The 25,761-nt window shown below is 56.8% G+C and carries 24 protein-coding genes and 2 tRNA genes; 23 read left to right on the top strand and 3 right to left on the bottom strand.

Annotated features, from left to right (window positions below):
- Positions 1–182: 182 nt before the first annotated feature.
- Positions 183–1,061: a trimeric intracellular cation channel family protein gene (locus tag KTJ78_RS02695; RefSeq protein ID WP_369807945.1), complete on the bottom strand. Its 879-nt coding sequence runs from the start codon at positions 1,059–1,061 to the stop codon at positions 183–185.
- Between the two features lie 63 nt (positions 1,062–1,124).
- Here KTJ78_RS02695 and recO point away from each other — a divergent pair, with 63 nt between their 5' ends.
- The 15 genes from recO (at position 1,125) to KTJ78_RS02620 (ending at position 14,017) form a co-directional block, all read left to right on the top strand.
- The gene (recO, locus tag KTJ78_RS02690; protein WP_217132385.1) at positions 1,125–1,856 is read left to right on the top strand and encodes a DNA repair protein RecO; all 732 of its coding nucleotides are present in this window, start codon (positions 1,125–1,127) and stop codon (positions 1,854–1,856) included.
- A 15-nt stretch (positions 1,857–1,871) separates the two neighbouring features.
- Positions 1,872–2,726: an isoprenyl transferase gene (locus tag KTJ78_RS02685; protein ID WP_217132382.1), complete on the top strand. Its 855-nt coding sequence runs from the start codon at positions 1,872–1,874 to the stop codon at positions 2,724–2,726.
- A complete protein-coding gene (gene dusB / locus KTJ78_RS13490) occupies positions 2,723–3,907 on the top strand; it encodes a tRNA dihydrouridine synthase DusB (protein WP_369807944.1) in 1,185 nt (394 codons plus the stop codon). Before KTJ78_RS02685 ends, dusB begins: the two co-directional genes overlap by 4 nt.
- The gene (locus KTJ78_RS02680; RefSeq protein WP_369807943.1) at positions 3,900–5,168 is read left to right on the top strand and encodes a deoxyguanosinetriphosphate triphosphohydrolase; all 1,269 of its coding nucleotides are present in this window, start codon (positions 3,900–3,902) and stop codon (positions 5,166–5,168) included. The genes dusB and KTJ78_RS02680 overlap by 8 nt, the downstream gene beginning before the upstream one ends.
- A gap of 16 nt (positions 5,169–5,184) precedes the next feature.
- On the top strand, positions 5,185–7,041 hold the full coding sequence (gene dnaG, locus KTJ78_RS02675; RefSeq protein ID WP_217132379.1) for a DNA primase: 1,857 nt from the start codon (positions 5,185–5,187) through the stop codon (positions 7,039–7,041).
- Positions 7,042–7,105: 64 nt separating this feature from the next.
- A complete protein-coding gene (locus tag KTJ78_RS02670; protein WP_217132377.1) occupies positions 7,106–7,951 on the top strand; it encodes an ATP-binding cassette domain-containing protein in 846 nt (281 codons plus the stop codon).
- A 197-nt stretch (positions 7,952–8,148) separates the two neighbouring features.
- Positions 8,149–8,222 (top strand) — tRNA-Gly (locus KTJ78_RS02665).
- 375 nt (positions 8,223–8,597) lie between these two features.
- Positions 8,598–8,669, top strand: a tRNA-Asn gene (locus tag KTJ78_RS02660).
- A gap of 636 nt (positions 8,670–9,305) precedes the next feature.
- Positions 9,306–9,617, top strand: a complete 312-nt coding sequence (locus KTJ78_RS02650; protein WP_217132375.1) for a hypothetical protein — start codon at positions 9,306–9,308, stop codon at positions 9,615–9,617.
- Complete coding sequence (locus KTJ78_RS02645; protein WP_217132373.1) at positions 9,614–9,886, top strand: hypothetical protein; 273 nt, start codon at positions 9,614–9,616, stop codon at positions 9,884–9,886. Before KTJ78_RS02650 ends, KTJ78_RS02645 begins: the two co-directional genes overlap by 4 nt.
- 119 nt (positions 9,887–10,005) lie before the next feature.
- A complete protein-coding gene (locus tag KTJ78_RS02640) occupies positions 10,006–10,965 on the top strand; it encodes a hypothetical protein (protein ID WP_217132371.1) in 960 nt (319 codons plus the stop codon).
- Positions 10,966–11,313: a hypothetical protein gene (locus KTJ78_RS02635; RefSeq protein ID WP_217132370.1), complete on the top strand. Its 348-nt coding sequence runs from the start codon at positions 10,966–10,968 to the stop codon at positions 11,311–11,313.
- Positions 11,310–12,320: a ParB N-terminal domain-containing protein gene (locus tag KTJ78_RS02630; protein WP_254259304.1), complete on the top strand. Its 1,011-nt coding sequence runs from the start codon at positions 11,310–11,312 to the stop codon at positions 12,318–12,320. The genes KTJ78_RS02635 and KTJ78_RS02630 overlap by 4 nt, the downstream gene beginning before the upstream one ends.
- Positions 12,256–13,101, top strand: coding sequence for a hypothetical protein (locus KTJ78_RS02625; protein WP_217132368.1), 846 nt, complete (start codon positions 12,256–12,258; stop codon positions 13,099–13,101). The genes KTJ78_RS02630 and KTJ78_RS02625 overlap by 65 nt, the downstream gene beginning before the upstream one ends.
- A 130-nt stretch (positions 13,102–13,231) precedes the next feature.
- Positions 13,232–14,017: a hypothetical protein gene (locus KTJ78_RS02620; protein WP_217132367.1), complete on the top strand. Its 786-nt coding sequence runs from the start codon at positions 13,232–13,234 to the stop codon at positions 14,015–14,017.
- Between the two features lie 227 nt (positions 14,018–14,244).
- On the opposite strand, the gene KTJ78_RS02615 is transcribed toward KTJ78_RS02620, so the two are convergent.
- Positions 14,245–15,885: an FG-GAP repeat domain-containing protein gene (locus KTJ78_RS02615; protein ID WP_217132366.1), complete on the bottom strand. Its 1,641-nt coding sequence runs from the start codon at positions 15,883–15,885 to the stop codon at positions 14,245–14,247.
- A gap of 114 nt (positions 15,886–15,999) precedes the next feature.
- Between KTJ78_RS02615 and KTJ78_RS02610 the strand changes: the two genes are divergently transcribed.
- The gene (locus KTJ78_RS02610; protein ID WP_217132365.1) at positions 16,000–17,958 is read left to right on the top strand and encodes a CLIPPER-2 domain-containing protein; all 1,959 of its coding nucleotides are present in this window, start codon (positions 16,000–16,002) and stop codon (positions 17,956–17,958) included.
- A gap of 328 nt (positions 17,959–18,286) precedes the next feature.
- On the opposite strand, the gene KTJ78_RS02605 is transcribed toward KTJ78_RS02610, so the two are convergent.
- The gene (locus KTJ78_RS02605) at positions 18,287–18,769 is read right to left on the bottom strand and encodes a hypothetical protein (protein WP_217132364.1); all 483 of its coding nucleotides are present in this window, start codon (positions 18,767–18,769) and stop codon (positions 18,287–18,289) included.
- Positions 18,770–19,119: 350 nt separating this feature from the next.
- Between KTJ78_RS02605 and KTJ78_RS02600 the strand changes: the two genes are divergently transcribed.
- The 7 genes from KTJ78_RS02600 to KTJ78_RS02570 all read left to right on the top strand — a co-directional run bounded on the left by KTJ78_RS02600 (position 19,120) and on the right by KTJ78_RS02570 (position 25,759).
- Positions 19,120–19,893 (top strand): DNA/RNA non-specific endonuclease, encoded by a 774-nt coding sequence (locus tag KTJ78_RS02600; RefSeq protein WP_217132363.1) that lies wholly within the window; start codon positions 19,120–19,122, stop codon positions 19,891–19,893.
- Between the two features lie 429 nt (positions 19,894–20,322).
- Positions 20,323–20,889: a hypothetical protein gene (locus KTJ78_RS02595; protein WP_217132362.1), complete on the top strand. Its 567-nt coding sequence runs from the start codon at positions 20,323–20,325 to the stop codon at positions 20,887–20,889.
- On the top strand, positions 20,886–21,800 hold the full coding sequence (locus tag KTJ78_RS02590; RefSeq protein WP_217132361.1) for a hypothetical protein: 915 nt from the start codon (positions 20,886–20,888) through the stop codon (positions 21,798–21,800). The genes KTJ78_RS02595 and KTJ78_RS02590 overlap by 4 nt, the downstream gene beginning before the upstream one ends.
- Positions 21,785–22,456 (top strand): hypothetical protein, encoded by a 672-nt coding sequence (locus KTJ78_RS02585; protein WP_217132360.1) that lies wholly within the window; start codon positions 21,785–21,787, stop codon positions 22,454–22,456. Before KTJ78_RS02590 ends, KTJ78_RS02585 begins: the two co-directional genes overlap by 16 nt.
- Positions 22,457–22,583: 127 nt before the next feature.
- Positions 22,584–22,904, top strand: a complete 321-nt coding sequence (locus KTJ78_RS02580) for a hypothetical protein (RefSeq protein WP_217132359.1) — start codon at positions 22,584–22,586, stop codon at positions 22,902–22,904.
- Positions 22,905–22,979: 75 nt separating this feature from the next.
- On the top strand, positions 22,980–24,260 hold the full coding sequence (locus KTJ78_RS02575; RefSeq protein WP_217132358.1) for a hypothetical protein: 1,281 nt from the start codon (positions 22,980–22,982) through the stop codon (positions 24,258–24,260).
- Positions 24,257–25,759, top strand: a complete 1,503-nt coding sequence (locus tag KTJ78_RS02570; protein WP_217132357.1) for an SCO6880 family protein — start codon at positions 24,257–24,259, stop codon at positions 25,757–25,759. The genes KTJ78_RS02575 and KTJ78_RS02570 overlap by 4 nt, the downstream gene beginning before the upstream one ends.
- Positions 25,760–25,761: the final 2 nt, after the last annotated feature.

Below are 25,761 nucleotides of genomic sequence, written 5' to 3'. Positions count from 1 at the left end.
TCTGAACTCGAGCAGCACTGGCGTTCGAAAGTCGAGCAGTGCTGGCGTTTGAAAGTCGAGCAGCACCGGGGTCCGAAACCCCGCAACGGTTTCTCCCGTGCGCCGGCACCACGAGAACGCCGTGCTACCGTGAGCTGCGCCGCGCTGCCGCGACCGGCACCGACTACCGCGACCGGCACCGACTACCGCGACCGGCGGCGGCCCCAGCGCGAACGGCCACGCGGTTGCCGGGATCGAGATCGGGCGCGGGCGCGGGCGCTGCTGGAACTGGGGCGGGGATTCGCGGCGCGATCCGCTGCGGTTTCGGGCTGCTCGCCATCGTCGGCGAGAGCGAGGCGACTCAGCTCGTCGATGTCGATGACGCCGGTGCGAAGGGCCTCGATGGTCTCGGTGACCTCGCGCATCTGGCGCTGGCGGCGCTGTTTGATGGCGCGTTGTTCAGGAAGGCTCCAGCCGAAGCGCACCGCGAGCAGGCGCACGAGGGTCGTGACGACGACGCAGACGATGCCGGCGATGGCGACGGAGGCGCCCAATAGAAGCGAGACGATGACACTCACGCTGCCCGCGAGCGCGGCTATGGCGTAGAGCGAGCCGACCTGTAAGACCGAGATCGGAATGTTGAGTAAGAGGTCGCGCAGTACGCCTCCTCCGACGGCAGCGAGGGTTCCGACGAAGAGGGAGGGCACGACGGGAAGGCCCGCTGCGAGGGCTTTGGTGGTTCCGAGGGCCGCGTACATGCCGATCGAGAGTGCGTCGAGCAAGGTGATGAGCCCGTCGACGCGCATGAGGAGCTGGTTGAGCAGCATGCCGATGAAGGATCCGAGCACGGCAACGAGCAGGTACCAGTTCGATTGGAGGGCCGCCGGGGTGACGCCGAGCATGATGTCGCGCAGGAGGCCTCCGCCGAGACCGGCGACGGTGCCGATGATCGACACGCCGAGCAAGTCAATGCGTTTGAAGCCCGCGGCAAACATGGCGCCCTGAATGCTGCCGAGCGTGACCGCCGAGAGGTCGAGCGAGAGCGGGAGCTGGAATGCGTCGACCGCGGCAAAAGCTTGCACAGGGGCCTTCTTTCGGGCGCTTGGGTTCGGCGCTTTACCAACCGAATGAGAGATACTTTTCGTATGGCAGTTTACCGCGATCAGGGAATCGTGCTGAGAACGCACAAGCTCGGCGAGGCCGATCGCATCATCACGATGTTTTTGCGTGAGCGCGGGGTTACGCGGCTCGTTGCGAAGGGGGTGCGCAAAACCTCGTCAAAGTTTGGCGGGCGGCTCGAACCCTTCATGCTCGTCGACATTCAGGCGTATGAGGGGCGCTCGCTCGACACGATCACGCAGGCGGTGACGCTGCAGGCCTACACGCAGGCGCTGGCGCACGACTACGACCGCTACAGCATCGGCAGCATTCTCGTTGAGACGAGCGAAAAGCTCGCCGAAGACGGGGGAGGGCGGGCCCATTTTAACCTGCTGCTCGGCGCCCTGCGCACGCTCGCTGAGGGTGAGATTGACCCGGAGCTCGTGCGCGACGCCTATCTTATTCGCGCGATTGCGCTCTCGGGCTGGGCCGCTGGCTTCGTCGACTGCGTCGTGTGCGAGGCGCCCGGCCCGCACCAGCGGCTCTCGGTGCAGCACGGCGGGGTGCTGTGTGAACGCTGCGGCGAAGCCGGCATCATGCGGGTCACGCAAGAAACCCCCGAGCTGCTCGCGGCACTCTTCTCGGGAGACTGGCCGACCGCGATCGCGGCGGGCGATCGAGCGAGAAAAGAGGCGGCAAGCTTTGCAGCGTCGTATACTCAATGGCATCTTGAACGCGGCCTCAAATCAATGCGGATCGCTTCGCACTCACAATGGTAGGAACCCCTTTCGCGCATGACAGATCCAGTCACTTCAGTCGCACCGAGCGGCATCGTTCCCCTCGATTGGACGGGGCAGAGCGCCCCGACGTTTCGTGGGCCGGCTCCCAAGCACATTGCCATCGTTATGGATGGCAATGGGAGGTGGGCAAACCAGCGGGGCCTGCCGAGGGTCGAAGGCCATAAGGTCGGCGAGCAGGCGTTGCTCGACGTGGTGGCGGGCGCCATTCAAGCGGGGGTCAAGCACCTCAGCGTGTATGCCTTTTCGACCGAGAACTGGCGCCGATCGCCCGACGAGGTGCGTTTTCTTATGGGCTTCAACCGTGACGTGATGCGGCGCCGCCGCGAGCAGCTACATAGCTGGAACGTGCGCGTGCGCTGGTCTGGCCGACGCCCGAAGCTCTGGCGCTCAGTCATCAACGAGCTCAAGCACACCGAGCGTGTCACCGCGAACAACACCGGGCTCACACTCACGATGTGCGTCAACTATGGCGGGCGCAACGAACTCGTCGATGCCGTGCGCGCGATCGCGGCCGAGGTTGAAGAGGGGCGGCTCACGTCGAAGGGTATCACCGAGCGAACGATCGAACGCCACCTCTACGTGCCAGAGGTTCCCGGCGTCGACCTGTTTATTCGTAGCTCGGGTGAGCAACGCCTCAGTAACTTTCTCATCTGGCAGTCGTCGTACGCCGAGATGGTCTTTCTTGACACGCTTTGGCCAGACTTTCGAAGGCACCATCTCTGGGAAGCGATCGATACGTTCCACTCACGCGATCGTCGTTTCGGTGGGGCGATTGACGGCGCCCCAAACCGCGCCCCGAGCCGTGCCCCTCAGAGTTATGGCGCAACGTCTGAGACAATAGACGAGTGAAAGAGACTGGAACCCTAGAACCGTTGCGCATCGGCAACCTCACGATCGGCTCGCCCATCGTGCTGGCACCGATGGCAGGCATCACGAACACGGCGTTCAGGAGGCTCTGCCGCGAGTATGGCGAGGGCCTCTACGTGAGCGAAATGATCACCTCGCGCGCGCTCGTCGAGCAGACCGACACCTCGCTTAGGCTCATCAAGCATCACGAGAGTGAGACGCCTCGCTCGATTCAGTTGTACGGCGTCGATCCGCACTACATGGGCGAGGCCGTGCGATACCTCGTCGAGAACGACCTCGCCGACCACATAGACATGAACTTTGGTTGCCCCGTGCCGAAGGTGACCCGAAAGGGCGGGGGAGCCGCGCTGCCATGGAAGCACGACCTCTTTACGAGCATCGTGAAGGCAGCGGTGCGCGAGGCCGGCGATATTCCTGTCACCGTGAAGATGCGCAAGGGCATTGACGACGACCACCTGACGTTCCTCGACGCGGCTAAGGCCGCCGAAGACGCTGGCGTCGCGGCGATCGCGTTGCACGGCCGCACCGCCAATCAGCACTACTCGGGAGAGGCTGACTGGGAGTCGATCCGCACCCTCAAAGAGGCGATCACGAGCGTGCCGATTCTCGGCAACGGCGACATCTGGTCGGGAGCCGACGCGGTGCGCATGGTCGAAGAGACCGGCTGCGACGGCGTCGTTGTCGGGCGCGGCTGCCAGGGGCGCCCGTGGCTGTTTGCCGACCTGAACGCGGCGTTCCAGGAGCGTGCCGGCATCATCTCGCCAGAAGAGGCGAGCGCCGCTCAGGTGAAGCCACTGCTCGGCGGCGTCATGGACACGATTCGTCGCCACACCGAACTACTCATCGAGTTTTTTGATGGCGAAGAGCTGCGGGCCTGCCGCGACATTCGCAAGCACATTGCCTGGTACCTCAAGGGGTACGGGGTTGGCGGCGACGTGCGCCGTTCGCTCGCGGGCGTTGAGACGCTCGAGCACATGGACGAGATTTTCGAGACGATGGATCGCGAGATTCCCTACCCTGAAGAAGCTGCCGAGGGGCCGCGAGGCAGGGCCGGCAGGCCCAAGCGCACCGCGTTACCCGACGGCTGGCTCGACTCGCGTGAGACAGCCTCGGTCGATTTCACCGAGCTTGAAGAAGCTGAGAGGGACGACTCGGGTGGCTAAAGCTCAGTACACGGCGCACGACGCCGAGCGGTATCTCGACGAGTCGCACGCGAGCTCGCGCAGCCCGTTTGTGCGCGATCGGGCCCGCGTGATCCACTCGGGTGGGTGGCGCAGGCTCGCCGCGAAGACGCAGGTGCTGAGCCCGACCGCCGGCATCGACTTCGCGCGCAACCGGCTCACGCACTCGCTCGAGGTCGCACAGATCGGCCGCGAACTCGCGACCTCGCTCGGCCTCGACGAAGACATCGTCGATACCGCCTGCCTCGCCCACGACCTCGGGCACCCGCCCTTTGGTCACAACGGTGAGCGCGCCCTCGACCAGTGGATGACGGGCTACGGCGGCTTCGAGGGCAACGCCCAGACGCTGCGCATTCTCGCCAGGCTCGAGCCCAAGCGGTTCACCGCTGACGGCAAGAGCGTTGGCCTGAACCTCACCCGTGCGACGCTCGACGCGAGTTGCAAGTACCCGTGGAGTCTCGACGAGGCCGTCGCAAGGCTTGCGGTGCCGCTCGATCACTCGCCAAAGTTCGGCTACTACGCCGACGACCTGCCGGTGTACGAGTGGATGCGCGAGGGTGCGACCCCCAGGACGAAGTGCGCTGAAGCTCAGGTCATGGACCTGTCAGATGACATTGCCTACTCGGTGCACGACTTCGAAGACGCCGTCGTGAGTGGCTTCATCGACCCCGAACTGTTGAACAGTCGCTCTGGACACGAAAGCCTCATCGAGCAGGTGCGAGAGTGGGCCGGCGAAGACTTCACGAACGAGCAGCTCGCACTCGCGTTTGACCGCATCGCCGCGATTGATTCGTGGCTCACCTCTTGGCGCGGATCGAACCAGGACCACGCGCAACTCAAAAACTTTACGAGTGATCTCATCGGCCGCTTCGCGCGCGCCTCGATCGATCTCACGCAAGAAGCCGCGGGATCGGCAAATATCGCCCGCTACGGGGCAAACATCGTCGTGCCACGCCACGTTGAAGAGGAGATCGCGGTGCTCAAGGGCATCGTTGCAGCCTACGTTATGGCTTCGGGGCGACGACAGCCAACGTACCGGCGCCAGCGGGATCTGCTCGAAGAGCTGCTCACAGTGCTCTGGGAGAGTGGGCCGCAGCACCTCGAGGTGCCCTTTCAGCACGAACTCATCGCGGCCGAGAGCGAGAGTGCCGCGAGGCGCGTCGTCGTCGACCAGGTCGCCTCGTTGACCGACCAAGGAGCGATCGCCTGGCATCAGCGCCTGTGTGTCGCTCCCTTGGTATAGGGCTAAAGTATTCTGCATGGCAGGGCGTATTCGGGCACAAGATATTGACGAGGTCAAAGCTCGCGTCAATATCGCTGACGTGGTGAGCGACTATGTCGCGTTGAAACCAGGCGGTGTCGATTCGATGAAGGGGCTGTGCCCCTTTCATGACGAACGCAGCCCGAGCTTTCACGTGCGGCCAGCGCTCGGCTACTACCACTGCTTCGGGTGCGGCGAATCGGGTGACGCGATCTCGTTCATTCAGAACATGGATCACCTCTCGTTCGCCGAGACCGTTGAGCGTCTCGCCGCAAAGGTCGGGTATACCCTCACCTACGAAGAGGGGGGAGCGCCGCAGCGCTCCGGCCCGAACCGCACGAGACTGTTCGCCGCCAACGACGCGGCGGCAAGGTTCTTTGCCGAGCAGCTCGCGAGTGACGAAGCGGCGATCGGCCGAGACCTGCTGCTCTCGAGGGGCTTCGACGAGGCCTCGTGGGCGAGGTTTGGCGTCGGTTACGCGCGCAACTCGTGGGAGAGCCTCAAGCAGCACCTCGGCAAGCTGGGGTTCACCGAGGAAGAGATGTCGCTCGCGGGCCTGCTCTCGCAGGGCCAGCGCGGCACCTATGACCGTTTTCGTGGCCGCCTCGTGTGGCCAATCCGCGACACAAGTGGGCAAACCCTCGGCTTCGGTGCACGTAAGCTGCGTGAAGACGACAACGGGCCCAAATACCTGAACACGCCTGAAACGCCGATCTACCACAAATCGAAGGTGCTGTACGGTCTCGACCTCGGCAAGCGGGCGATCTCGCAGAACAAACGCGTCATTGTCGTCGAGGGGTACACAGACGTCATGGCATGCCACCTCGCGGGCATCACCGAAGCCGTTGCGACCTGTGGCACGGCATTTGGCAAAGAGCACATTTCGCTTCTGCGACGGGTGATGGGCGACGACGTGTCGGCCGAGGTGATCTTCACCTTTGACCCCGACGAAGCGGGGCAGAAGGCGGCACTCAAAGCCTTCGCCGACGAGAAACAGTTCAGCGCCCAGACATACATGGCGGTTGCGCCCGACGGGCTCGACCCCTCTGACCTCAGGCAGCACCGTGGCGACGAGGCCCTCACTGCGATGTTCGAGGCGAAGAAGCCGCTCTTCGAGTTTGCGCTGCGCCAGGCCATCGGTCGTTTCGACCTCAACACCGTTGAGGGTCGCTCTTCGGCGCTGCGAGCCGCGGCACCGATTGTCGCCGATATTCGCGATGAGGGCGTGCGCAAGGGCTACGCTCGGGAGCTGTCACTCATGCTGGGTGCCGACCTCGCCGACGTGCAGCAGGCCATGCGATCTGCCCATGCGAACCAGCAGACGGTCATCGAAGAGCCCCCCGCGTGGATGCCACCGCCCGAAGAGACCGCTGTTGAACGCCAGATCACGCTGCGCATGCTGCCCAACACGCCGCCCGTGCGCGCCGAGCGTGACGCCCTCATGGCGATGCTGCAGTACCCCGAGACGGTGGGCGTCGAGATGCTCGCGCAGGCCGTCGCGGTGCAGTTTCACGAGCCGACCTTCGGCGTCGTCGCGCAATCGATTGCGCAGCAGCTCACGAGCCTTGACCAGCCGGGCTGGCTCGACCGCGTGATCACCGGGGTGCCCGAGAACATGCAGAGCGTCGCGCGCGAGCTCGCTCTCGCACCGATCCCGCAGCGCAAGGCCGAGGGCATCGCTCACTACGTGACCGCGATCGTGAGCTCGCTCATTGAACGCGACCTGCTCCTCCTCAAGCAGGAGATGCTGTCACGGCTGCAGCGCATCGAAGACCCGCAAGACGCGATGTTTCGCCAACTGCAAGAACAGATACGCATGCTCGAGCAGGCTCGACGTTCACTACGACCTGAATAGCCGCGACCGGTACGCTGGTATCGGGACGAATGCCCCGAGCCATGTCGACAGATAGGAAGAACGCATGAGAGACATCGATACGCAGGCCGATCCGGCTCTGTTCGCATCAGACCTCTCGCTCGGCTATCAAGAGCGGCCCGGAAGAGCGTTTCAGGCCGTCGAGGGTGTCTCGGTCGAAGTTGCTCGTGGTTCGTCGCTCGCGCTCCTCGGCGAGAGCGGATCGGGCAAGTCGACCCTCGCGAAATACCTCGCAGCGCGCGCCACCGATGTCGTGAGCAAAACCGACCGCATTCAGCGCATCTCGGGTGAGGGGCGCGTGCTCGGAACCTCACTCACGAAGCTTTCGAAGAAGGCGACGCGCAACCTCACGGCGCACGTCGGCTACCTGCAGCAAGACGCGGGCGCGAAACTGCCGCCTGAATACACGGTCGGCGACATCATCTTCCTGCCCATTGAGGAGCGCATTAAAGGCTTTGACCGCTCTCAGCTCGGTGAACAGATCGCTGAGATGTTCGACATCGTCTCGCTGCCGCTCACCTACCTGCAAAAGTACCCCTACGAGCTCTCAAAGGGCCAACGCCAACGCGTCGCGGTCTTGCAGTCGCTGATCCACTCGCCAAGCGTGTATATCGCCGACGAGCCGACGCTCGGAGTCGATGCCAACAACCGGCCGAAAATCGTCAACCTCATTCAGTGGTACCGCGAGCGCACGAACCCGACCATGCTCATCATCAGCCACGATATCGGGCTGCTCGAGGCGCTCATTCACGACGTGCTCATTCTCAAGGGCGGTAGCGCCGTGGGGCTCGGAAGCATCGACACGATCTTCAGGCATGCCTCGCACGAGTACGTGGTCAAGCTGGCGGAGGCGCTGCGTGCTAATGCCTACGACGAGATCGCGGGCGACTAGGGGCGGCGTGCCGGGTTTGGGGCGACTAGAGCAGTTTGCGGGCGACTAGGACGGTTTGGGGGCAGCTTGGGGCGGTTTACTGGCGACTGGGGTGGCTGGCGGGCCGCCGGGTGCCGGGCCGCAGGGCTTGGTCACATGGCCGGTTGGCGTGTTGATTTTTGTGCGAGCCCAATATGCAGTAGTATTTTGAGGTGCCCGCGGGTGTAGCTCAATGGTAGAGCCCCAGTCTTCCAAACTGGTTGTGCGAGTTCGATTCTCGTCACCCGCTCCAAATCTTTCCCTTTCTTAAGCGGTATCGGCGTCTTTGGCGGTCGTTCTTCTGTCAAGCTTGGTCTCTAGACGAAGCTTGTCTGTCTTGTCTGCCCTGTGCTCATACAAGTGGTCGTTCACGTTCGTGTCCATGTTCGCGTTCCCGTTCGCGGTCGGACTGGCTTTCGTGTTCCCGTTCGGGCTAGTGTTCGTGGTCGGGCTAGTGTTCGAGTTCTGCTTAGTGTTTAGCTAGGGCGAGCATGGCCCGTCTCCCGGCAGGCCAGCATGTGCTGCGGCGCGTCTCGGCTTGGCGTCTCAAATGTTCGTGGCTGAACCGGTGTCGATTTGCTCTCGGGTGCAAATCGTTGATATTGTTATTCCCGTTGCCAAGGCACATTCCCCTGTAGCTCAACGGCAGAGCAGCCGGCTGTTAACCGGCAGGTTGTTGGTTCGAATCCAACCGGGGGAGCGAACGGCCCTCACTCTTCGGAGTGGGGGCCGTTTCTGTTATTGGAGTAGCTGATTCGAGAGGCTCGTTGCCCACCAAGTAATCGACGCTGACTGCAAAGATCTCTGATAGAGCAAAGAGGTCCTCGATGCTCCACTTGCCATTGCCTCTCATCTTGTTGTTGAGAGTGGAGGTGCTTTGGCCCATTCTTAATGCAAGTTCTTTCTGCAGCATCGAGTTGATGAAACGCAAATGGTTTACTCGCACGGACATGTGATCGTAAAGCGTAGAAAAATTCTGAATCTCACCCATGGTCCTAACAATACTCGATAAGAGTACCTATTGGGTTTAAAACCTCTCCTTTTCGAGATTCCCAAAATTGGGATTATCGTGTTAGTGTTTGGGTATGCCACTTACAAACGATGAAGCCAGGCGGTTCTTGCAGGAGCTACTGGATCGAGAAGAGCGCGATTGCGCATGGGTTGCTCGGAAAATTGGGAAAAGCTTCCAATGGGTTCGAAGGCGCTTCAACGGGGACACTCGCATGCACATCGACGACTTCGGATTGATCTACCGAGCCCTCACCGGAACTCTCTGAACAAAAGAAAAACCCCTGGAGTTGCAGCTCCAGGGGTCCTATCCAAGAAAGGATATTGAATGTCTCAATCCATAGACATATTCTCGCGCGCAGTTGTAGCTACGCCCGAGGCCTCAATTCTCCCACACTCCATTGTCGAAGCGGCAGTGAGTATTGCTACACAGTTCGGGGTTGTGCTCCTTGTCATTGCCGTAGTGGCGTCTTTAGCGCTAGCTGGCAAGGTTGCTTCACTTGCTCCTTTAGGCACGAAGCAGCTTGCTGGTGGAACGGTGTTCTTTACGCTGCTCGGGATCGTGTTTGTTGCAGCGTATGCCACAGTGCAGCTGCGTGACCTCGCTCTAACCTACGTGGAAGTAGGTGGCGCACTGTGACCGACCAATCATTCATTGAATACCTGTCTTCGACATTCAGAGAGATTTGGGACTGGTGGAGGATGGGCTGGACAATTTTTGGGTTGTTGTCTTCAGCACTAGGCGCTGTCCTTTTAGCTGCTGGGTTGCAGCGAAGTATTTCTAATCAGAAGCCCTGGGCCGAAAAGAAATCGACCGATAATTTGTACCGCCCCGCTGCCTTGTTTCTGATCGTTGGCTTAGCGACTTTATTGAGCGGTAAGTTTATCGATTGGGTGCTGTACCTATGAATATGGAGATGCCCATCATTCGGCCTAGGCTCCATTTTGAGCAGGAATTCGGCACGCACCGTAATTGGTGGGTGCGAGACGCACGCCTTACTGGAAACCCCTTGAGTATCCTTCTGTACTTGCTCTCGCATGACCAGAACCATCGCATTACCCAAACTGAAGCACAGGCAGTTCTCGGGCTCGGTGAGTCGGCCTGGCGCACCGCGAAGCATAAGCTTATGGAAGCTGGCTTCTTGATCGAGATACGCGACCGTTACACACATGGGCAGCGTAAGGGACAGAAGCGGTTCAGGCTCGTTCTCCAAGACCCACAACCCGACACCTTTATCGACGTTGCAGACGCAATTATCGACGCTGACGAGCACCCTGAAATCGTCGAAATGATCACTGGTGAGAGCCACTCTCGAAAATCAAGAGTGGGTCAAAAAGCCACTCTTGAAAATCAAGACTGGGTCGGAAAACCCCAGGTCAGAGCCAGTCGTGAAAATCAAGACTGGGTCGGAGCCACTCTTGAAAATCAAGAGTCCTTAATAGGAAGAGAAAACCAGGTTAGGTTAGGTAATGGTTTATTAAATAACCAAACCAACCAACCTAACCAGCGCGCGAGCACCGAATCGGACGCGATCAACGCCGAGCTGGAGCAGCTCCTGCCAGGTCTCGGGCTCACTTTTGAAGTGATCGCTTCAGCGCTCAATGGCCGGGTTGATCTCGAAACGATCGATGTCGTGGCCGCGGTTCGTGACACGCTTCTCAAATCGAAGAGCCCTGTATCTCGCCCAGCGGATTACGTCGCTTCATCGATTGCGAAGAACCCGCACAAATGGGTCGTGGGGCAGAAGCTCCCCGGAACGTACCAGCCTCGCCAAACAGCAGCACCGCAAACGATTTCTGCCGTGCAGGAGTCTGCGCGACAGCGCGAAGAATGCGAAGCAGGCAGGCATGACTGGGGGCCAACCAGCTGGGCCGAACATGACCGTGCCTGGTGCGTCCGTGGAAACTGCAACACGCCAAGACGCAGCGTCGACAAAGCGTTTGCACGGTTCCAAGACAAGCACGACGCATCGGGGGTGAACGTCTAAATGGGACGCATCATCGAAAAGAAAATGATCGGCTACCGGTGCGAGGTACGCAGTTGCAGACAGCGAGTGCACACCATCCCGCAGCACACCAACACCACCTGGGAAGAACAGCTCACCGACCTCGTCAAGCTCGTTGACAAAGGCTGGGCGCTCGTCTTACTCAACCAGCTTCGGGCCTACTGCCCAGAGCACGCGGCACGAGCGTTTCAATGTACTTGCCGCACCAACAAAAACTATCAGCACACCTGTGTTGAGCACAGCGAAGAAGCATCAGCAGCCTTGTGGGTTCGGGGGGACACGCCCGCAATGGTCGCTAAAGAATTAGACCGAATTGGAGTGTTCTCATGAGTATCATCAGCCAAGACATCAAACAGGGATGGCAGCTGCTGCCCATCGACAGCGTGATCGTCGAGCATCGACTTCGTGACCTGAACGAGGATCACGTTACGGCGATCATGCGATCGTTCGCAGACCTTGGCGGGCAGCTCCAGCTACAACCCATCGTGGTTGACCAGGACTACCGCCTCGCTGATGGTGCCCACCGTCTTGAAGCCGCAAAACGATCGGGCTGGAGCCACGTCTCAGCAAACGTTATTGAGGGTGTGACCGAGCAAGACCGTCGAGTGATCGAGGTCGAAGCAAATCGGCTACGCCTCGAATTCACGATGCTTGAACTCCACGATGCATGGCAGTCATTCTACGAACCAGAGCACGAACGAAAAGCGACGGTTCGGAAGGCTGAGGGTGCTCGAGAACTTGGCCTGGCCAACGGCTTAGAGCAGAACCTTATAGGAAATTCCTATAAGGATTCGGAGCGCCCCGTTTCAAAGGAAAAAGCGGCCAAAGAGTCAGTTGGGTTGTCGATTGACACGCTCAACAAAATCAAGGACATCAAAGAAGCCGCTCAGTCAGAAAACGAAGAGCTCCGCGAAGCAGCGCTCAACGGTCTGAAAAAGCTCAACCGTCCGGGCGCAGCGGTAAACCCCGTTCACCAGAAGCTTTTATCGCTTCAATCGAGAATTAAAGCTTCCTCGATGAGCCCGGAAGAAGCACGGGAACAGTTTCTCGATAAACGGCTCTCTGCTCTTGTCGAGCAGACAACGGGTCTCTCAATCAAGCTACAGGGAGACTGGGGGAGCGAGATTGCTGAGGCTGCTTCAGGGTCGCAGCTCGCATTGGAAGACCTTCGTGCGAGCCGTAAAGCACTCACACAAGCCTTAATGCAGCTCATGGTGATCGAAGTGAAGCACACGCCAGGTAACCCCGGAGAAAGCCTGAAAAGGCTCGGGAGTGAAGTATCGAGGGTGCTTGCGGAAGAGAGCCTGCGACTTCTGGCTGGTGATGATGATGCTTGAAACGGTAGAAACTTGGACTATCGCAAGACAGAGAGAAGCATTCGCCCTGTTGCCGCAACCTGAGTTCCGTGCATCGCCGGAGTTCGTGGCCTTCTTGGAACAGCTCCATGTGAACCATGCCGAAGGTCTCGTCAAGCGCGCCAGGCGTTGGGGCTATTCGTTCGAACCCGAGGAAGCGGTGAACATGCTCATCGTGAACCTCCTCGAAGAAATCGATACTGGTCGGTTCGTGTCAGACTACGTGGCAGAATCAGAGCACCCGTTTGCTTACCTTGGCCGATGTGCTTTCCGCTCTTGGCTTCCCAAAGAGTTCGGTGTGCGTGGGAATCAACTCGAAGTTCCTGAACTGTTGCCGGACAGTGAAGCGTATGCGCAAGCCGAATACGATTCAGGGCTCACTGATATTTCTGAGGTCGTTGAGCTGTGCCTCGCAGTGCTTTTGCCCCGCACTCCGAAAATGCTGCAAGACCAGCTTGGAGAGCTCGTGGCCTTCCTCGCAGTAAACCCACCACAACGCCTTTCGTATGAGCACTTCGAACGTCAAGCCGCAGCAAAATACTGCCCAAGTTTCACAGAAGATCAGATCTCGGCAGTGATGAACATCACATGGGGAGGAAGGCCAAACCGTGCAGACACCAGTCTTATGGGGCAGTTCCTGCTCGATGAAGAATTCAAACCAGAAGACTCACCCACGCACTACCGGGCGCTGCGTTACTACCAAAAAGAAATCGCCGCCCGAACCGATGGATCACGAAGCTTGAACAAGGGGCAGGCAGCATGAACGACTTCGAACTGTACCCAGTAGAGATGACTGTTCTCGCTGTCATTCCATTACTGCTGTCGCTGATCGTAGTCACCGTCACGATTGCCGGAATCCTTCCGGTGCACGAGCCGACAGAGGAGGGCGAAGAATGAAGAAACCAGTACGTACTTGGGCGACGCTTTTAACGCTTGGTCTGCCACTGCTTATTGTGGGTCTTGCTGCCATGATGATCACCTTCGCTACGCTCATCGACGTTGCACGTGTGAACGGGCTCCCATTCCCTGAAGTGTTCCCAGTCGTGGTCGATGTTGGCATGATCGCTTCAATGATCGTGGCGGCCCAGTTCAGGCTTAAAGCTATCGACGGGAGGTGGCTCGCTTACCTCGCCTTCATTGTGCTGTCGCTTGTATCGGTTCTCGCGAATGCGAACCATGCACAGCAGACCGCAGACATGGCGTTAACAACCCCTTGGGCAGCATCGCTCATTGGTGCAGTTCCCTCGGCAACGCTGCTCGTTATTACCCATCTGGTAATGAAACTCATCCCCGATGAAAAAGAGAGACAAAGGCTCGCCACGATCAGGGAGAAGCAGCAACCCGCAGTGAAGAACGTTGCGACGCCTAGGCCGGTTATTGCATCGGATACTGCTCCGCAAAATCGCGAGACCATACCCGAAGAGCAATCAAGCGACGTAGCAGACCATTTTCCTGTTGCTGTTCTGCGCCCAGTTGAGGAGCCAGTAGCTCACTCAGACGCAGAAGTTGAGACTCTTATTCTTGACTTCATCATTGAATATGGGACTCGTCCCACAGGGAAAGTGGTTGGGGAATGGTTAGGCGGTAAATCGGCAAAAACTGGCCAACGTTTTATGCAGAAGATGGAACAGAATAATGCACTCACCGAGGGTGCGGAGCTTATCGGAAGTCATGCTTAATGTGATGCTTATTGAGCCAGTCTTCTTCGGTAAGCGGGGAGAGGGACTTGTGACACTTAACGCTAGGGCAAATTAACCGTAGAAACAGTCTTGAACGATCTTGAGGGCAAGGAACTCGAAGAGTTTCGCGGCAGCGTTGAGGGACAGCCCTCAGAGCGGGGTGAGACGAAAAGAGCAGTGGGTGTAGAAGATTCTTACACCCACTGCTCAATCATTTGTTCAAGAAGTTATTGGATCTGTTGGAGAGTGTTCCAGCCATAACCGATTTGTATACGGGCACCGACTTTCAGGCCCTTTGTTACCTCGTACAACCATAATTTTCCGGTTGCGTTTTCTCGGGCGATAATGTCTGAATTTCCTGACCCGGTGAGATCACCAATGCTGAGGAATTCATAGCCTTTCCAACCATTACCGATTTTGACTCTGGTTTTGAAACCGCCTTTACCGTCTCCGGGGTACAGGAATAGCTCTCCAGTCTTATCGTTCCTTGCGAGGATGTCAGCTCTTCCGTCACCGTTGAGATCGGCACCCGAGGCAATGCTCATGTTTTGCCAGCCGTGACCGATTTCTTTTTTTGTGAGAAAGCCTCCCTTACCATTTCCAGGCCACATGATGAGTTTCTTTGTCTTTTTGTGGACACCGACCAGGTCTGTTCTGCCGTCCCCGTTGAAGTCGCCAGGGCTCATGATGTCTCGGATAGTCGTGAACCCTTTCCCAATGCTTTTCCTGGCCGAGAACGTGCCTTTGCTGGTTCCTGGGTATAACCAAAGCTCACCCGTCTTCGCGTTTGTTGCTACCAAGTCAGCGTTGCCATCACCGTTAAAATCTCCGGCAGTGATAATCCGCATGTTCTGCCAGCCGTTACCGATTTGTTTTTTACCAGCAAGGCCTGGTGTTTTCTGTGGCTTGCCTTTGTACAGGAAAAGTTCGCCGCTACCTTTCTTCACGGCAAAGAGGTCTGGAAGACCATCACGGTTAAAATCGGTGACGCCTATGCCTGACTCCTTACCGACAGTGACCGTTGGCTTCGCAGGTTTAGGTTTCCCCTGGAACCGCCAAACATCGTAAACTCTGCCGATTCTGTCTTTCCCCGGTTTTCCTGAGGTTTGTATTGGATCGATACGCAGTGCTGGCAGGCGAGCGGAACTTGAACCTGGTTTTCCGTAGCTTGCCTCAGCTACGACATCCTTTACGCCGCCATAATCGCCGATCCACATCCAAGTGTGCCCAGTTGACGTTGAAGGGTTATCGGGGGAGTACTTGTGTAAGAACAGATCGCCAGGTTTCAGATCTTTAGGGTTGTATGTTTCCGAGGTTGCTATTTTCTTCCACCCATTAGACGGATTTTCGACATAGGCGACTTGATTGCTTACAAGGTTCCCTGGAAACGAGGCGTCGACGGTGTTTACGATGACCGTAGCGGTGAATGCTGAGCAGTTTGCAAATGCAGACTTGCTGTACGGGAGGCTACTATTTCCTGCTTTGCTAGCCTCACTTCTTGCGCGTTCTTTCGCAGCGTAGAACGCTGGTGCTGCCAAGTCACGATCAACGGGACCACCGCCTGTATATGACGCGGGGTGGGGTTTTTGACCTGCCTCAAACAGTGGGTAAGACAAGGACAAGGCAAGATTCTTCACTGATGAGTAGTTGGGTTTTGCTGCGAGACTTACCGGTGCTGCCGGAGCTTTTGCTGCGAGGGGTTCAATGAGTCCTTCACCGGCAAACATCTCTTCTTCTGCAGACTCGTTTTGGGTTGGTGGGTTCACCTGGTCTGTAGGTGTCGCGATCGCTGCATGAGCAGGGGCCAATATGCAGCCGAGCACAGCAAGAAAAGTGACTGATGTAGTCATGGGTTTTTTCATTTTCATGTTTTCCTTTCCGCTTCGCAGATCGAGAACGGGGCGCACGCTGCGCTAACGGGGGCTTCTTTGCGGTGGAGATAGCACCAACGTGGATCTCTTCAGTACTGAGAAAGGAACACTTTGAAGAACAAAACAAGAAAGATGGGGGTGGGGCTCTGCGCGCTCGCTTTGAGCGTTTCAGCCTTTACTGCGTCCCCGGCTTTTGCGAACGTGGCTGAAGGGACTGCTGTCCCTTTCGCTGCCATCGAGAAAGGCTCATTTGGTGAGATCATCACTGATCTCACCTCCGAGGGGCGCAACTATGTCGAGAACAAAGACAGCGATTACTATGGGGCTCTCGATAATATTCAGGGCATCGTCGTCGTTAAAGGCAAGCTCAATATTCCTTCTGAAGCAGTAGCGGGCGATACGTTGACGCTCACACTCGGTGAGTACCAGAGCTATCGTGCGTTTGAAGGGCTGGAGCTTCGCACTAACGGGGGAGAACTCCTGGCGACAGTCTCAGCTACCGCATCCAAGATGACGTTTACGTTTGCAGAAGGTGTTGAAACGTTGCAAGAAACGTCAGCTTCGTTTGAAGTCACATTGCGGCCTCAAGCAGACAAGGGCGCCGGAAACGTCCGGAAGGTGACGATTAACCTTGTCGCCCCCGACGGCACTGTTCTCGGCCCGAAAGATACTTATTCGGTTCGTCCAGATGCTCCAAACGTGACTGGGTTGCAGCTGAGCCCGAACAACGTGGGGAATGAGCTTGGCATTCAGACGAAACCGGTTTACTCACCTCAGGTTGAAGGGAACCTCGACCCCAAGAGCGTGAAACTTACAGTCACGCCTCTCACTAAGGGGGCTGTGCCTGTATGTAATGCTGCTGATGGGGCAAAGTTCAATCTTCAATGGATTGGTGTCGACGGGAACGTGAAAGAGTCGGATGCTGCCGCTGTCGTCGGTTCTTGCGAAGGGCAAAACCTGGTCATGAAGCTTGCCCCTGGCGTCACTGTTCCAGAGGGCATGGTTGGTGTTCGTGCCATCGGGTCGTACGTAGTCGACCGTCCTGGCACTGAGTACACGTTCGGTTACAAGATCGAGGCGAATGGAACAGTTGCCGAGGGTGAGCGTTCTGTTGTTTCGGGTCAGCTTGAAGGTGTTGGCGACGGGCAGCTGCGCCCTGCAAAAATCTCGACTGAGAAAACCGTTGTATCTAGCACTGATCGGCTGATGGTAGGCGATGAAGTAACTTACGAGATCAAAACGAGCAACGTCGAAGAGTTCCGAACAGCCTACGCCGTGAAGACTAGCGACAAGCTACCTGAAGGGCTCGAATTCGTTTCAGCATCAGGCAGCGGAAAGCTCGTGAACGGGGTCGTTTCTTGGCCGGCGAAGGATCTTGCCGCCGGTAAGTCACGCACCTACACGGTGGTGACTAAGGTCACTGATGCGGCCGCCGCTGAGATCACGAACGTTGCTACGAACAAGGGCGAGAACACTTGCTTCAAGGGTGACGATACGGGCTCGATCTGTTCTTCGAAGGCATCGCTTGCTGTAGCTCTCCCAGGTCTTGAAACCACGAAAACTGTTGCTGAAATTCGTGACGAAAACGGCAACGGTGTGGAAGGCGACCCGGGTGACGTGATCGTTTACACGATTAACGCAAAGAACATCGGGAACATTGCCGAGTCGTCGATCCTTGTAACTGACGAGCTTCTCGGTATCGAGGATCAGGAATGTCTCGCAGAAGGGACAGTGCTCGAGCCTGGCGCTTCAGCGGATTGTGTTGGCCCGTTTGAGTACACGGTTACTGAAGAGGATTTGAAGGCCTCTGAGGTTGTGAACGTGGCGACCCTCTCCGTTCCTGGCATTGATCCGGTACCAGGCACCGTCACCACTGAGGTGAAAGAGGCGCCAAAACCAGTGAAGCCTGCTGAACCGGTACAGGCTGAGGAGCCCGCTCTTGCGTTCACGGGTGGTGCTCAGAGCCCTCTACTTATCGGTTCGGGCATCACGCTTCTTCTGAGCGGTATCGGGGCTGTGGCGGCATCGCTTCTTCGGAAGAAGAAAGGACTCGCTGAAATCACAGAATAAATACCAACTCCTGAACCCCTAGCGAAGAACCCCCGTCAGTTACTAAACAAGCTGTCGGGGGTTCTTTGCATCTGAACGAGGAATTGGTGAAAGTGTTCGACAGAATCGTTAAATTAAGCATCCACTTGAGAGCAGCACACAGGCGTGGTGATTTCGAGGAGATAAGGACCTACTATGAACGACTCATAGGAGAAGCAGAACGTTTAGGCGTCGTGCTCGATCGGAGCTGCGGGAAAGCCCCTGAACGGCGACACTCTCATAATGATGAGCCGTGTTGATTCATAGGAGAACAGAAGAAGCCCTGGCGCTACGCCAGGGCTTCTTCTGTTTACTTGTGGTTTGTCATGTCGCCGATGAACATGCCCAGGTTTTCTTCCCAGCATGATGGGTGGATTCCTTGGCTGATGTGTTCGCGCTCGGTGGTCTCCATTGTGGGGAAGACTTCGTGGATCGGTGCCGCATTTTTGAGTGCTGCTTCAGCCTCAACTGGGATATTGAATGTTGAGACGAGGTGGCAGAACTGGCATTCTCTGCTGCGGTACTTCACGAGTGCTGGTGTTTCCCAGTCGGTGCATGTGGCGAACTCTACGGTTACCCATTTGTCCCAGCCTGGGTCGAGGTTGCGGTTGAAGTGTGAGGTTGCTTCGTAGGCGTTTTGATAGATGCCGTCACATGGGCAGGGCGCTTCTTCGTAGCAGCCTTGTGCTACAGGGTCATCTGCTTCATGGCAGTCTGCTTGGTGCGCGATTACTCGGGTGAGTTCGCCTTCTTCGTTGGTTTCGGCTTCTACGAATACGATCTGCTTGAACATTCTGTCTCCTTCAAAAACTCCCCTTCACGTTTTTGCCGTGAAGGCACTTTGTGCCTCGGAGGGTGTAGTGATGGAGTGCAACTAACCGTGGAATACCGGAGCGAGCGCAGCGAGTGAGGATATGCCGCGAAAGTGGTTGCGCGGAGTCGCGGAGCCCGTAGAATGCCGCAGGCTTCACGGTAAAAAGCGTCGGCGGTCTGCCGACGAAGAATAGTGTGGCCATCGGCCACTCATTATGGTGTGTTCTTCTTTGCGCTCCTTGCAGGATCTTTATGGCGTACCGGCTCAAATTATGAAAAGAAGAAAGAGCGTTCAAGTATTGACTGCTGAATGGATCGTAGGAACAGCCGATGGCTAAAGTGAAGGGTTCGTCAACGCGTAAACAAGTTCAAACCATTCTTGCCATCGGTGTCTTTTTTGCTGCCGCTTTGGCATCTTTATCGAATCCTGAATTCTTCTTGGAAGAGGCGGCGCGCGTGCCTGGCGAGAGTGGTTCCGTCGCCAAAAATAGCGATCTGAAGGAAGATTATGTGACCGATTTACGAGCATCGGAACGGCATTATGAGCCTGTAAAAGATGGAGTCGTTGAGTACTGTCCCCTTGATTCGCTTTCGCGGCCAGTTTGCGCTTATGCCGAGCTTACTTCTTCACTAAGGGAAACTGCGCGGTCGAGAGAGCGGCTTCCTATCGTGGGTGACCCTCCCGGGTGGCAAGGTAACCGTGAGGTCGTGATTCCTGGTCTAGAAGACGTTGACGGCTCTCGCGATTACCGTGGCTGGTTTTGGAACCGGTCCCATCTGATCGCTGACTCTTTGGGTGGTTCAGCTGGCCCAGAAAATCTCGTAACGGGAACCAGAATGCAAAAAGTGGGTTCCACGCAAACGGGCGGGATGGCCTTTACCGAGACGATTGCACGGGAATGGCTTGATCAGCAGCAAGATGATTCATGCCCGCTGTACTATGCGGCTACTCCTGAATACGTGGGGGAGGAACTTGTGCCCAGGTCTGTACGGGTAGATATGCGTTCATGTGATGGTGCTGTCGATATGGGTGTGACCGTGCTCAATACCGCGAATGGGTATGGCATCAATTACTCAACGGGAGAGTTCACCGCAAACCATTAAATGTGACGGTGTTTACGTAGCGAGCGTGTTGCGCTGTTCTCTTGTTCTTTTCGGTAGTTACCTATCGAGAGGACAGAGTATGAAGTGCAGATGGTGGTCTCGGAGTTATTTGCAGCGCAAGCGTGCAAGACGTGAGTTATCAACTCAGCTGAATGACCTCGACGTTGTTGGTGAGCTTCGTAGTGCAGTTCTGAGTAGAAACGATCGTTTCTCTAGTAGCGTGTTGGAGCGGTTCGAGTTTTTCCTTGAAGACGCTGTTTCAATTCCAGTGTCGGAAATTTCAAAGCTGATGGCGAACGCTTTGGGACTTTTGACTGCGCAAGACAGAATCTATGATTCACCGTCACGGTTTCTCGCTGCTGTTGATCTTGCTAACGCGGTCGGGCTTGCAGGTATTGAGCTGCCTCCTTCTGAGCTTGCGAGGATTTCGTGGCATTTGCGAGTGATAGTAGGGCTGCCGTGATTCGTGAGCGGGGGGCACGGCCGAGTGAACCAACGTTTGAAGACGGGCCGCCCGTATCGCCTGCGCCGATTGATTGGTGGGAGCTCACGGTTGAGGAACGTCAGGCCGAGCTGCAGCGGCTCGTACCCTTCGTGTTGACACTGGTCGAGCAGTTTTTGATTCCTGAGGCTGAAATTCCGAGGTGCTGGTATTTGCACCAGACGATGGTTCAGGAGCTGCTGGCGGTGAAGCAGTATCGAGAGCAACAGTTTGACCCGGTCGCGTCACCGCAAGGCCCCAACGATTTTCACTATAACTTGCATTCGATGGTGCGGCCGCGGTTGAGGTCTTTTGTGCAAGTGGTCGGGTGTAATGCTGCGAAGCACAAGCCGGATCACGAAATATATCCGAGCTGGATGGTTCCGGGCAGCACTGATGTCGCTGCGTGGCTTGCCGACTTCCAAAGTCATTTCTTTACACCTGAATTCACGAATGTCGGAGGCGTGGGTGATGATGGTGTGGGGGCTGAAATCGAAGGAGAAGAAGCTCTATGAGCGTTCAAGATAAGTGGCAGTCCTTGTCTCAAGGGAATAAACGTTTGCTCGTTGTAGCCATGGTTTTGGTGGTCATGGTTGTGGTTGCTGGTCTGATTGGTCTTGGCATGAAGATTGGTGCCGGTGAGAAGCCGAAAGCTGATCAAGGAGTAACTACCTCAGAAGAATCAACTGCTGGTGACGCTAAAGAAGGTGAACCTGCTCCAGAAGAGGACGCAGAACCGGAAGCCCAAAAAGTTGATGGGTTCGGTATCGAGGTCGATGATCGTGGTCTGGGGGTGATGCCAGTTACCAAAGACCCTGCTGAGGCTGCGGTCGCTGCGGCACAGCTCGCGTTCACGGTGAATCTTGCGAAGAACACCCGTACGGAGTTCTTTGACGAGGTGATCCAGCGTATGACGCACCCTACTCCTGAATATAAGGGAGCCGAGGGCGAGGTACATACGATGGTGGTTGCTCAACCTTTTGAAAAGACGCAACGGTACTACTGGGCGCCGGAGAAGGTGCTTCACGAGTTCGTGAAGGGCGCCGGTCTGCAAGACGACCCTGAAGCATGGTGGTGGATTCTTTCGAACTCGACTGTGTACGAGAACCTCGCGTGGATTCCCGATCTGCAAATCACGGCGAAGCCTCTCGAGGTTCTGAGCGAAGAAGAGATGCTCGAACTGTATCCAAAGGCTGTGCCGAAGATAAAAGATGAGACCGACATGACCCCGGATACTCCTGGCGCGACATTGTCGCAGTGGTGGGTGCTGCTTGAGGTCGATGGTATCCAGGGGGAAAGCGCGGCACCTCGGTACCAGTATCCCGCTCATTTCGCGATCTACTGTGATGCCCCGGAAGACGGGGGAGTGTGCGGTGTCGCGTACTCTATCGTCACTGACTTCCCACCAGAATGGCTGCGCCGGTAGCGGTTGCTGCCGCCTCGACGGTAGCTAAACATTGGAAGGCGATACTTGGCATTATCGCGGTGATTCTCCTTGTGCCGGTCATTTTGCTGGGACTTGTGATTACGAGCGTTTTCGCAGCTGAAACGTCTTCGCAAGAAAAAGAACAGGAACAGGTAGTGAATGTTTCTGGGCCAGCAGTCATTGGTTCGTGTGCACCGGATTGTGCTGGCGCTGATGGGCCACAATCACATGTCAGCGTGAAACGGATGCTTGAGGTGGCACTGAGCGAGGTCGGTACTTCAAGGCCAACAGGACATAATATGCCTGGTGAATGCATCGTGAGTGTTCGCCGTTGGGTAGGCGCTGCAGGCGGCAACTTTGGATGTTGTGGTGCTCGCGAGGGGCGTCTGACAGCGGGGCTTCTGGAAGTGTCTGATGGGTCTCTTCGCCCAGGCGATGTGGTGCAGTACGAGAGCTATGCATTCCCGAATGGATATCCGTGGGGTGTGCATACCTATATGGTGCTTGCTGTGCACGATGATGGAACGCACGACATTATCGAGTCGAATGTTCCATTCGCATCTGGACTTGTCGGTATCAGAAAGAACCAGAGACTCACCCCGCCGCCAGGATTCCGAGCGGTTGTATGGAGAATCGCTGGCCAACCCGATGTGTAAATGATGCACGATGAGAGGGGGTGTCACCTGCAAAGGTGACACCCCCTCTTTGGGTTTGGAAAGATACCCGTGCTGCGCGGTGTTGCCTTTCTTTCGGTGAACTCACTCACTGAAAGAAAGGTTCACTATGGACACCCTTGTTCTCTTATCTTCACGCGCATTTAGCCTTTTGCCGGCTGATGAGATGCCCGAAATTACGCCAGATTTCGGTTTCCCCGGTTCCACCCTTCTTAACCAGGTTGTGTCATGGACGTTGGGCGGTGGTCTCCTGCTCGGTTTTCTCGCACTTATTGTGTTGCTGCTTCTGATCGTGTTCAAGGGTTTTGGCAACCAGGGTATCCAGCAAAAAGCGAGTGGCATCATCCTTTGGGTGTTCATCGGGCTCGTCTGCCTCGGCAGTGTCACGTTGCTGTACGACTTCATTATCGGCCTGGATCTGGGGCTGTAAATGTTGAGGGCTGAGGAACAAGACGGGCTAGCGGTCAACTTTGATTGCGGGTTTGCTGACCTGTGGTGCAAGACGATGGAGAAGACCGGCAATGGTCTAGCAGACATGATCAATTGGCTTGCTGAGATCGTTCTTGTCCCCTCAGCCCTCGACCAAGAAGGCGGCTTGTGGGAGACCGCGATGAGCGAGGCGGGCGTATGGCTTGGGTTGTCCCTCATGTTGTCTCTGGCGGTGCTCATTATTGGGCTCTCTGTTGCTTTAGTGAAGCAGCGCAAAGACCTCATTCTGCGAGCAATTTTCGGGGGGTTCGGTACCTTTCCGGCAACCATGTTCGCCTGGTGGCTGGTGTATCAAGCTCTCGCTGTCGTCGATGAATTCGCGAGTCATTTCACTGATGCTTTGACCGGGGAAGAAGGGGACGGAAGTATCGGTTCACTCTTCCAAATGTTCGATGGCGAAGCGAACTGGACGAACGGGATTGTTTCGACCCTCGCGCCAGTATCGAACCCAATCTTTCGGATGCTCCTTCTGATGATCATGCTTGCTATTGGACTGATCTTTGTGTTTGTGGCACTCGCGTTCCGAGACTTTGTTCTGCTCCTCCTTATCGCATTCGCGCCGCTCGCTTTTGTCGTGTTGCCGCTCAAAAATGGTGATGTTTGGTTGAAACGGTGGGCATCTGCGGTCATTGCAATGGTGCTCGCGAAACCATTAATTCTCGGAACTTTGAAACTTGTCATCCGGGGTTTTGGGAACGTTGACTCGCTCTGGTCGCCACAAGGGATGAGCCTCGCGATCGGTTTGGTCATTGTTTCGTTTATGCCGCTTATGCTGTTCACATTCTTCAACTTTGTTGGGGGTAGCGACTCGGGTGACCAGGTTGGCAGCCGTGCGGCGCAAGGCGCGAAACAACAGGTGCAGCGGGTACCCCACATGGTGCCTGGAAGGTTCCGCGGCAGTGGCGGCGGCAGTAGTGGTGGTAACTCTGGTGGTGGTTCGCCGAAACCTGGCCCCTCTAGCTCGGGTGCGGGTGGCGGTGCGCCAAGCGGCAGTAAGCCTGGAAAGGGCAGTTCTTCTGCTCCTGACTCAGGTCAAGGGAAGAAAGACAAGCCTCAACCTGGTGGTAGCGCAGGTGGGGGCAAAGGTAATAAAGGTGCAGTCCAGCCGCCTCAGAGTCAAGGTGGGCCAGGGAGTAATCACAGGGTGCCAGAGCAGCCGAAAGGCGGGTCCGCACCAAAGACTCCACCCCAACGGCCTCAAACTCCGCCGAGTACTCCGCCAACACCTCGATCTGCACCGGAGCAGCCTAGATGGACACCTCCTGCGAACCCAAAACAGTCTGGGGGTAACCAGTGACAGAAAATTACGTGTCACAGCCAATGAGCTTTAGCCGTCTGCCCTCACAAGGTTTGGTGTACGGCATTAGCGGTGTCGGTTTTGTTGGGCTGGCAATCGCTGCTGTTTTGACAGGGATCATGGTCATTGCCAAGGGCCTTCTCGTGGCGCTGCTATTCGTGCCGTTCACAGGCGGGTTGGCGGCGTTATCACTGTTGAAAATGTATGGGGAACCGTTGCTTTCTCATGTCGGTCGTGAAGTTGGAGGCAATATGAGGAAGATGTTGGGTGCCACGAAATATCGGGCAAGACCAGAATCGAAAAAGGTTGAGCCAGAAGCGGCTCTCGATATACCAGGTCGGAAAGGCCGGCTTTTTGTGTATGAGACTGAAACTGGTGCGTGTGTGGTGTGGGATGCGCTGAAACAGACGGCGACGATCACCTGTGTTGTTGCGACTGCTGGAATGGGGCTTCCGCAGGTGGGGGTGCCTTCGACGCTTTCAGAGGGCGAACGCGATTGGCTTATTTTTGAGTGGGCGAAGGTGTTGGGTTCTTTCACGCAAAAAGAGCACATTGTTCGGGTAACGACGCTTGAGCAAACCAGGCCGGGAACGGTCGCGGCCGAGCAGAGGTATTTCGATGAACGGAATAAACAGGGTACTGCTGCGCAGGCTTCGTATTTAGAAGCGCTTGAGCTTGCTCGTGAACAGGTGGTGCTGCATCGTACGCAGTTGGCGATCACTTTGCGTCTTAAGGGGCATGTGAATGAGCTCGTGAAGGGTTACGGGGGCGGTAAACGTGGCATGTTGAAGCTTGCCGAGCTCGAAATGGAGACCGTGCACGAGGCGCTCATGCAAGCAGGATTCAGTCGTGTGGCGTGGATTACCGGACGTGAGTGGGGAGCGTGGGGGCGCAGCATTATTGACCCTGCATCTCAAGAGGCTGTCGATGTACGGCTAGGCACGGAACATGAAGGTGTAGCGCCCCACGCCGCTACTCCAATGGTGTTCGAGGAACACCGGAACTTTGTTGAAACTGACTCTGCCTGGCATCGAACGCTTTGGGTGCATGAGTGGCCGAGGTATGACACGTATCCGGGGTTTATGTCTCGGCTTGTGATGAACAGGCCACAGAATGGTAAACCAGTTCGTCACACGCTCATGCTTGCAGCTTCGCCGGTACCGATTGGGAAGGCAATGAAGCGTCTCGAAGATGAGAAACGTACCTGGATTACGAACCAAAACCTTAGGCATAAAGCAGGGAAACCAGAGTCAGCGGCTGATGAAGCTGATTGGCATGCGATTGCGGCGCACGAACGTGACCTCGTGGAAGGCCAGGGTGAGTTGCGGTTCTCGGCGTTTATTACGGTTACGGCCACCGATGAGGAATCTCTTGAACGCGAAGTTGCATCAATTGTGAGCGCGTGTGCTGCAACTGGGCTCGAGCCCCGGTTAGTGCCTTGGCAGCAGGGTGAAGCGCTGTTGAATATTGCGTATCCCTGTGGGGAAGGAATGAAGTAAGT

It is taken from the genome of Leucobacter chinensis (assembly GCF_019049105.1).
Classification (GTDB): domain Bacteria; phylum Actinomycetota; class Actinomycetes; order Actinomycetales; family Microbacteriaceae; genus Leucobacter_A; species Leucobacter_A chinensis.
Note: the sequence above shows the minus strand (reverse complement) of the source record. Positions and strands in the feature narration are given on the sequence as shown.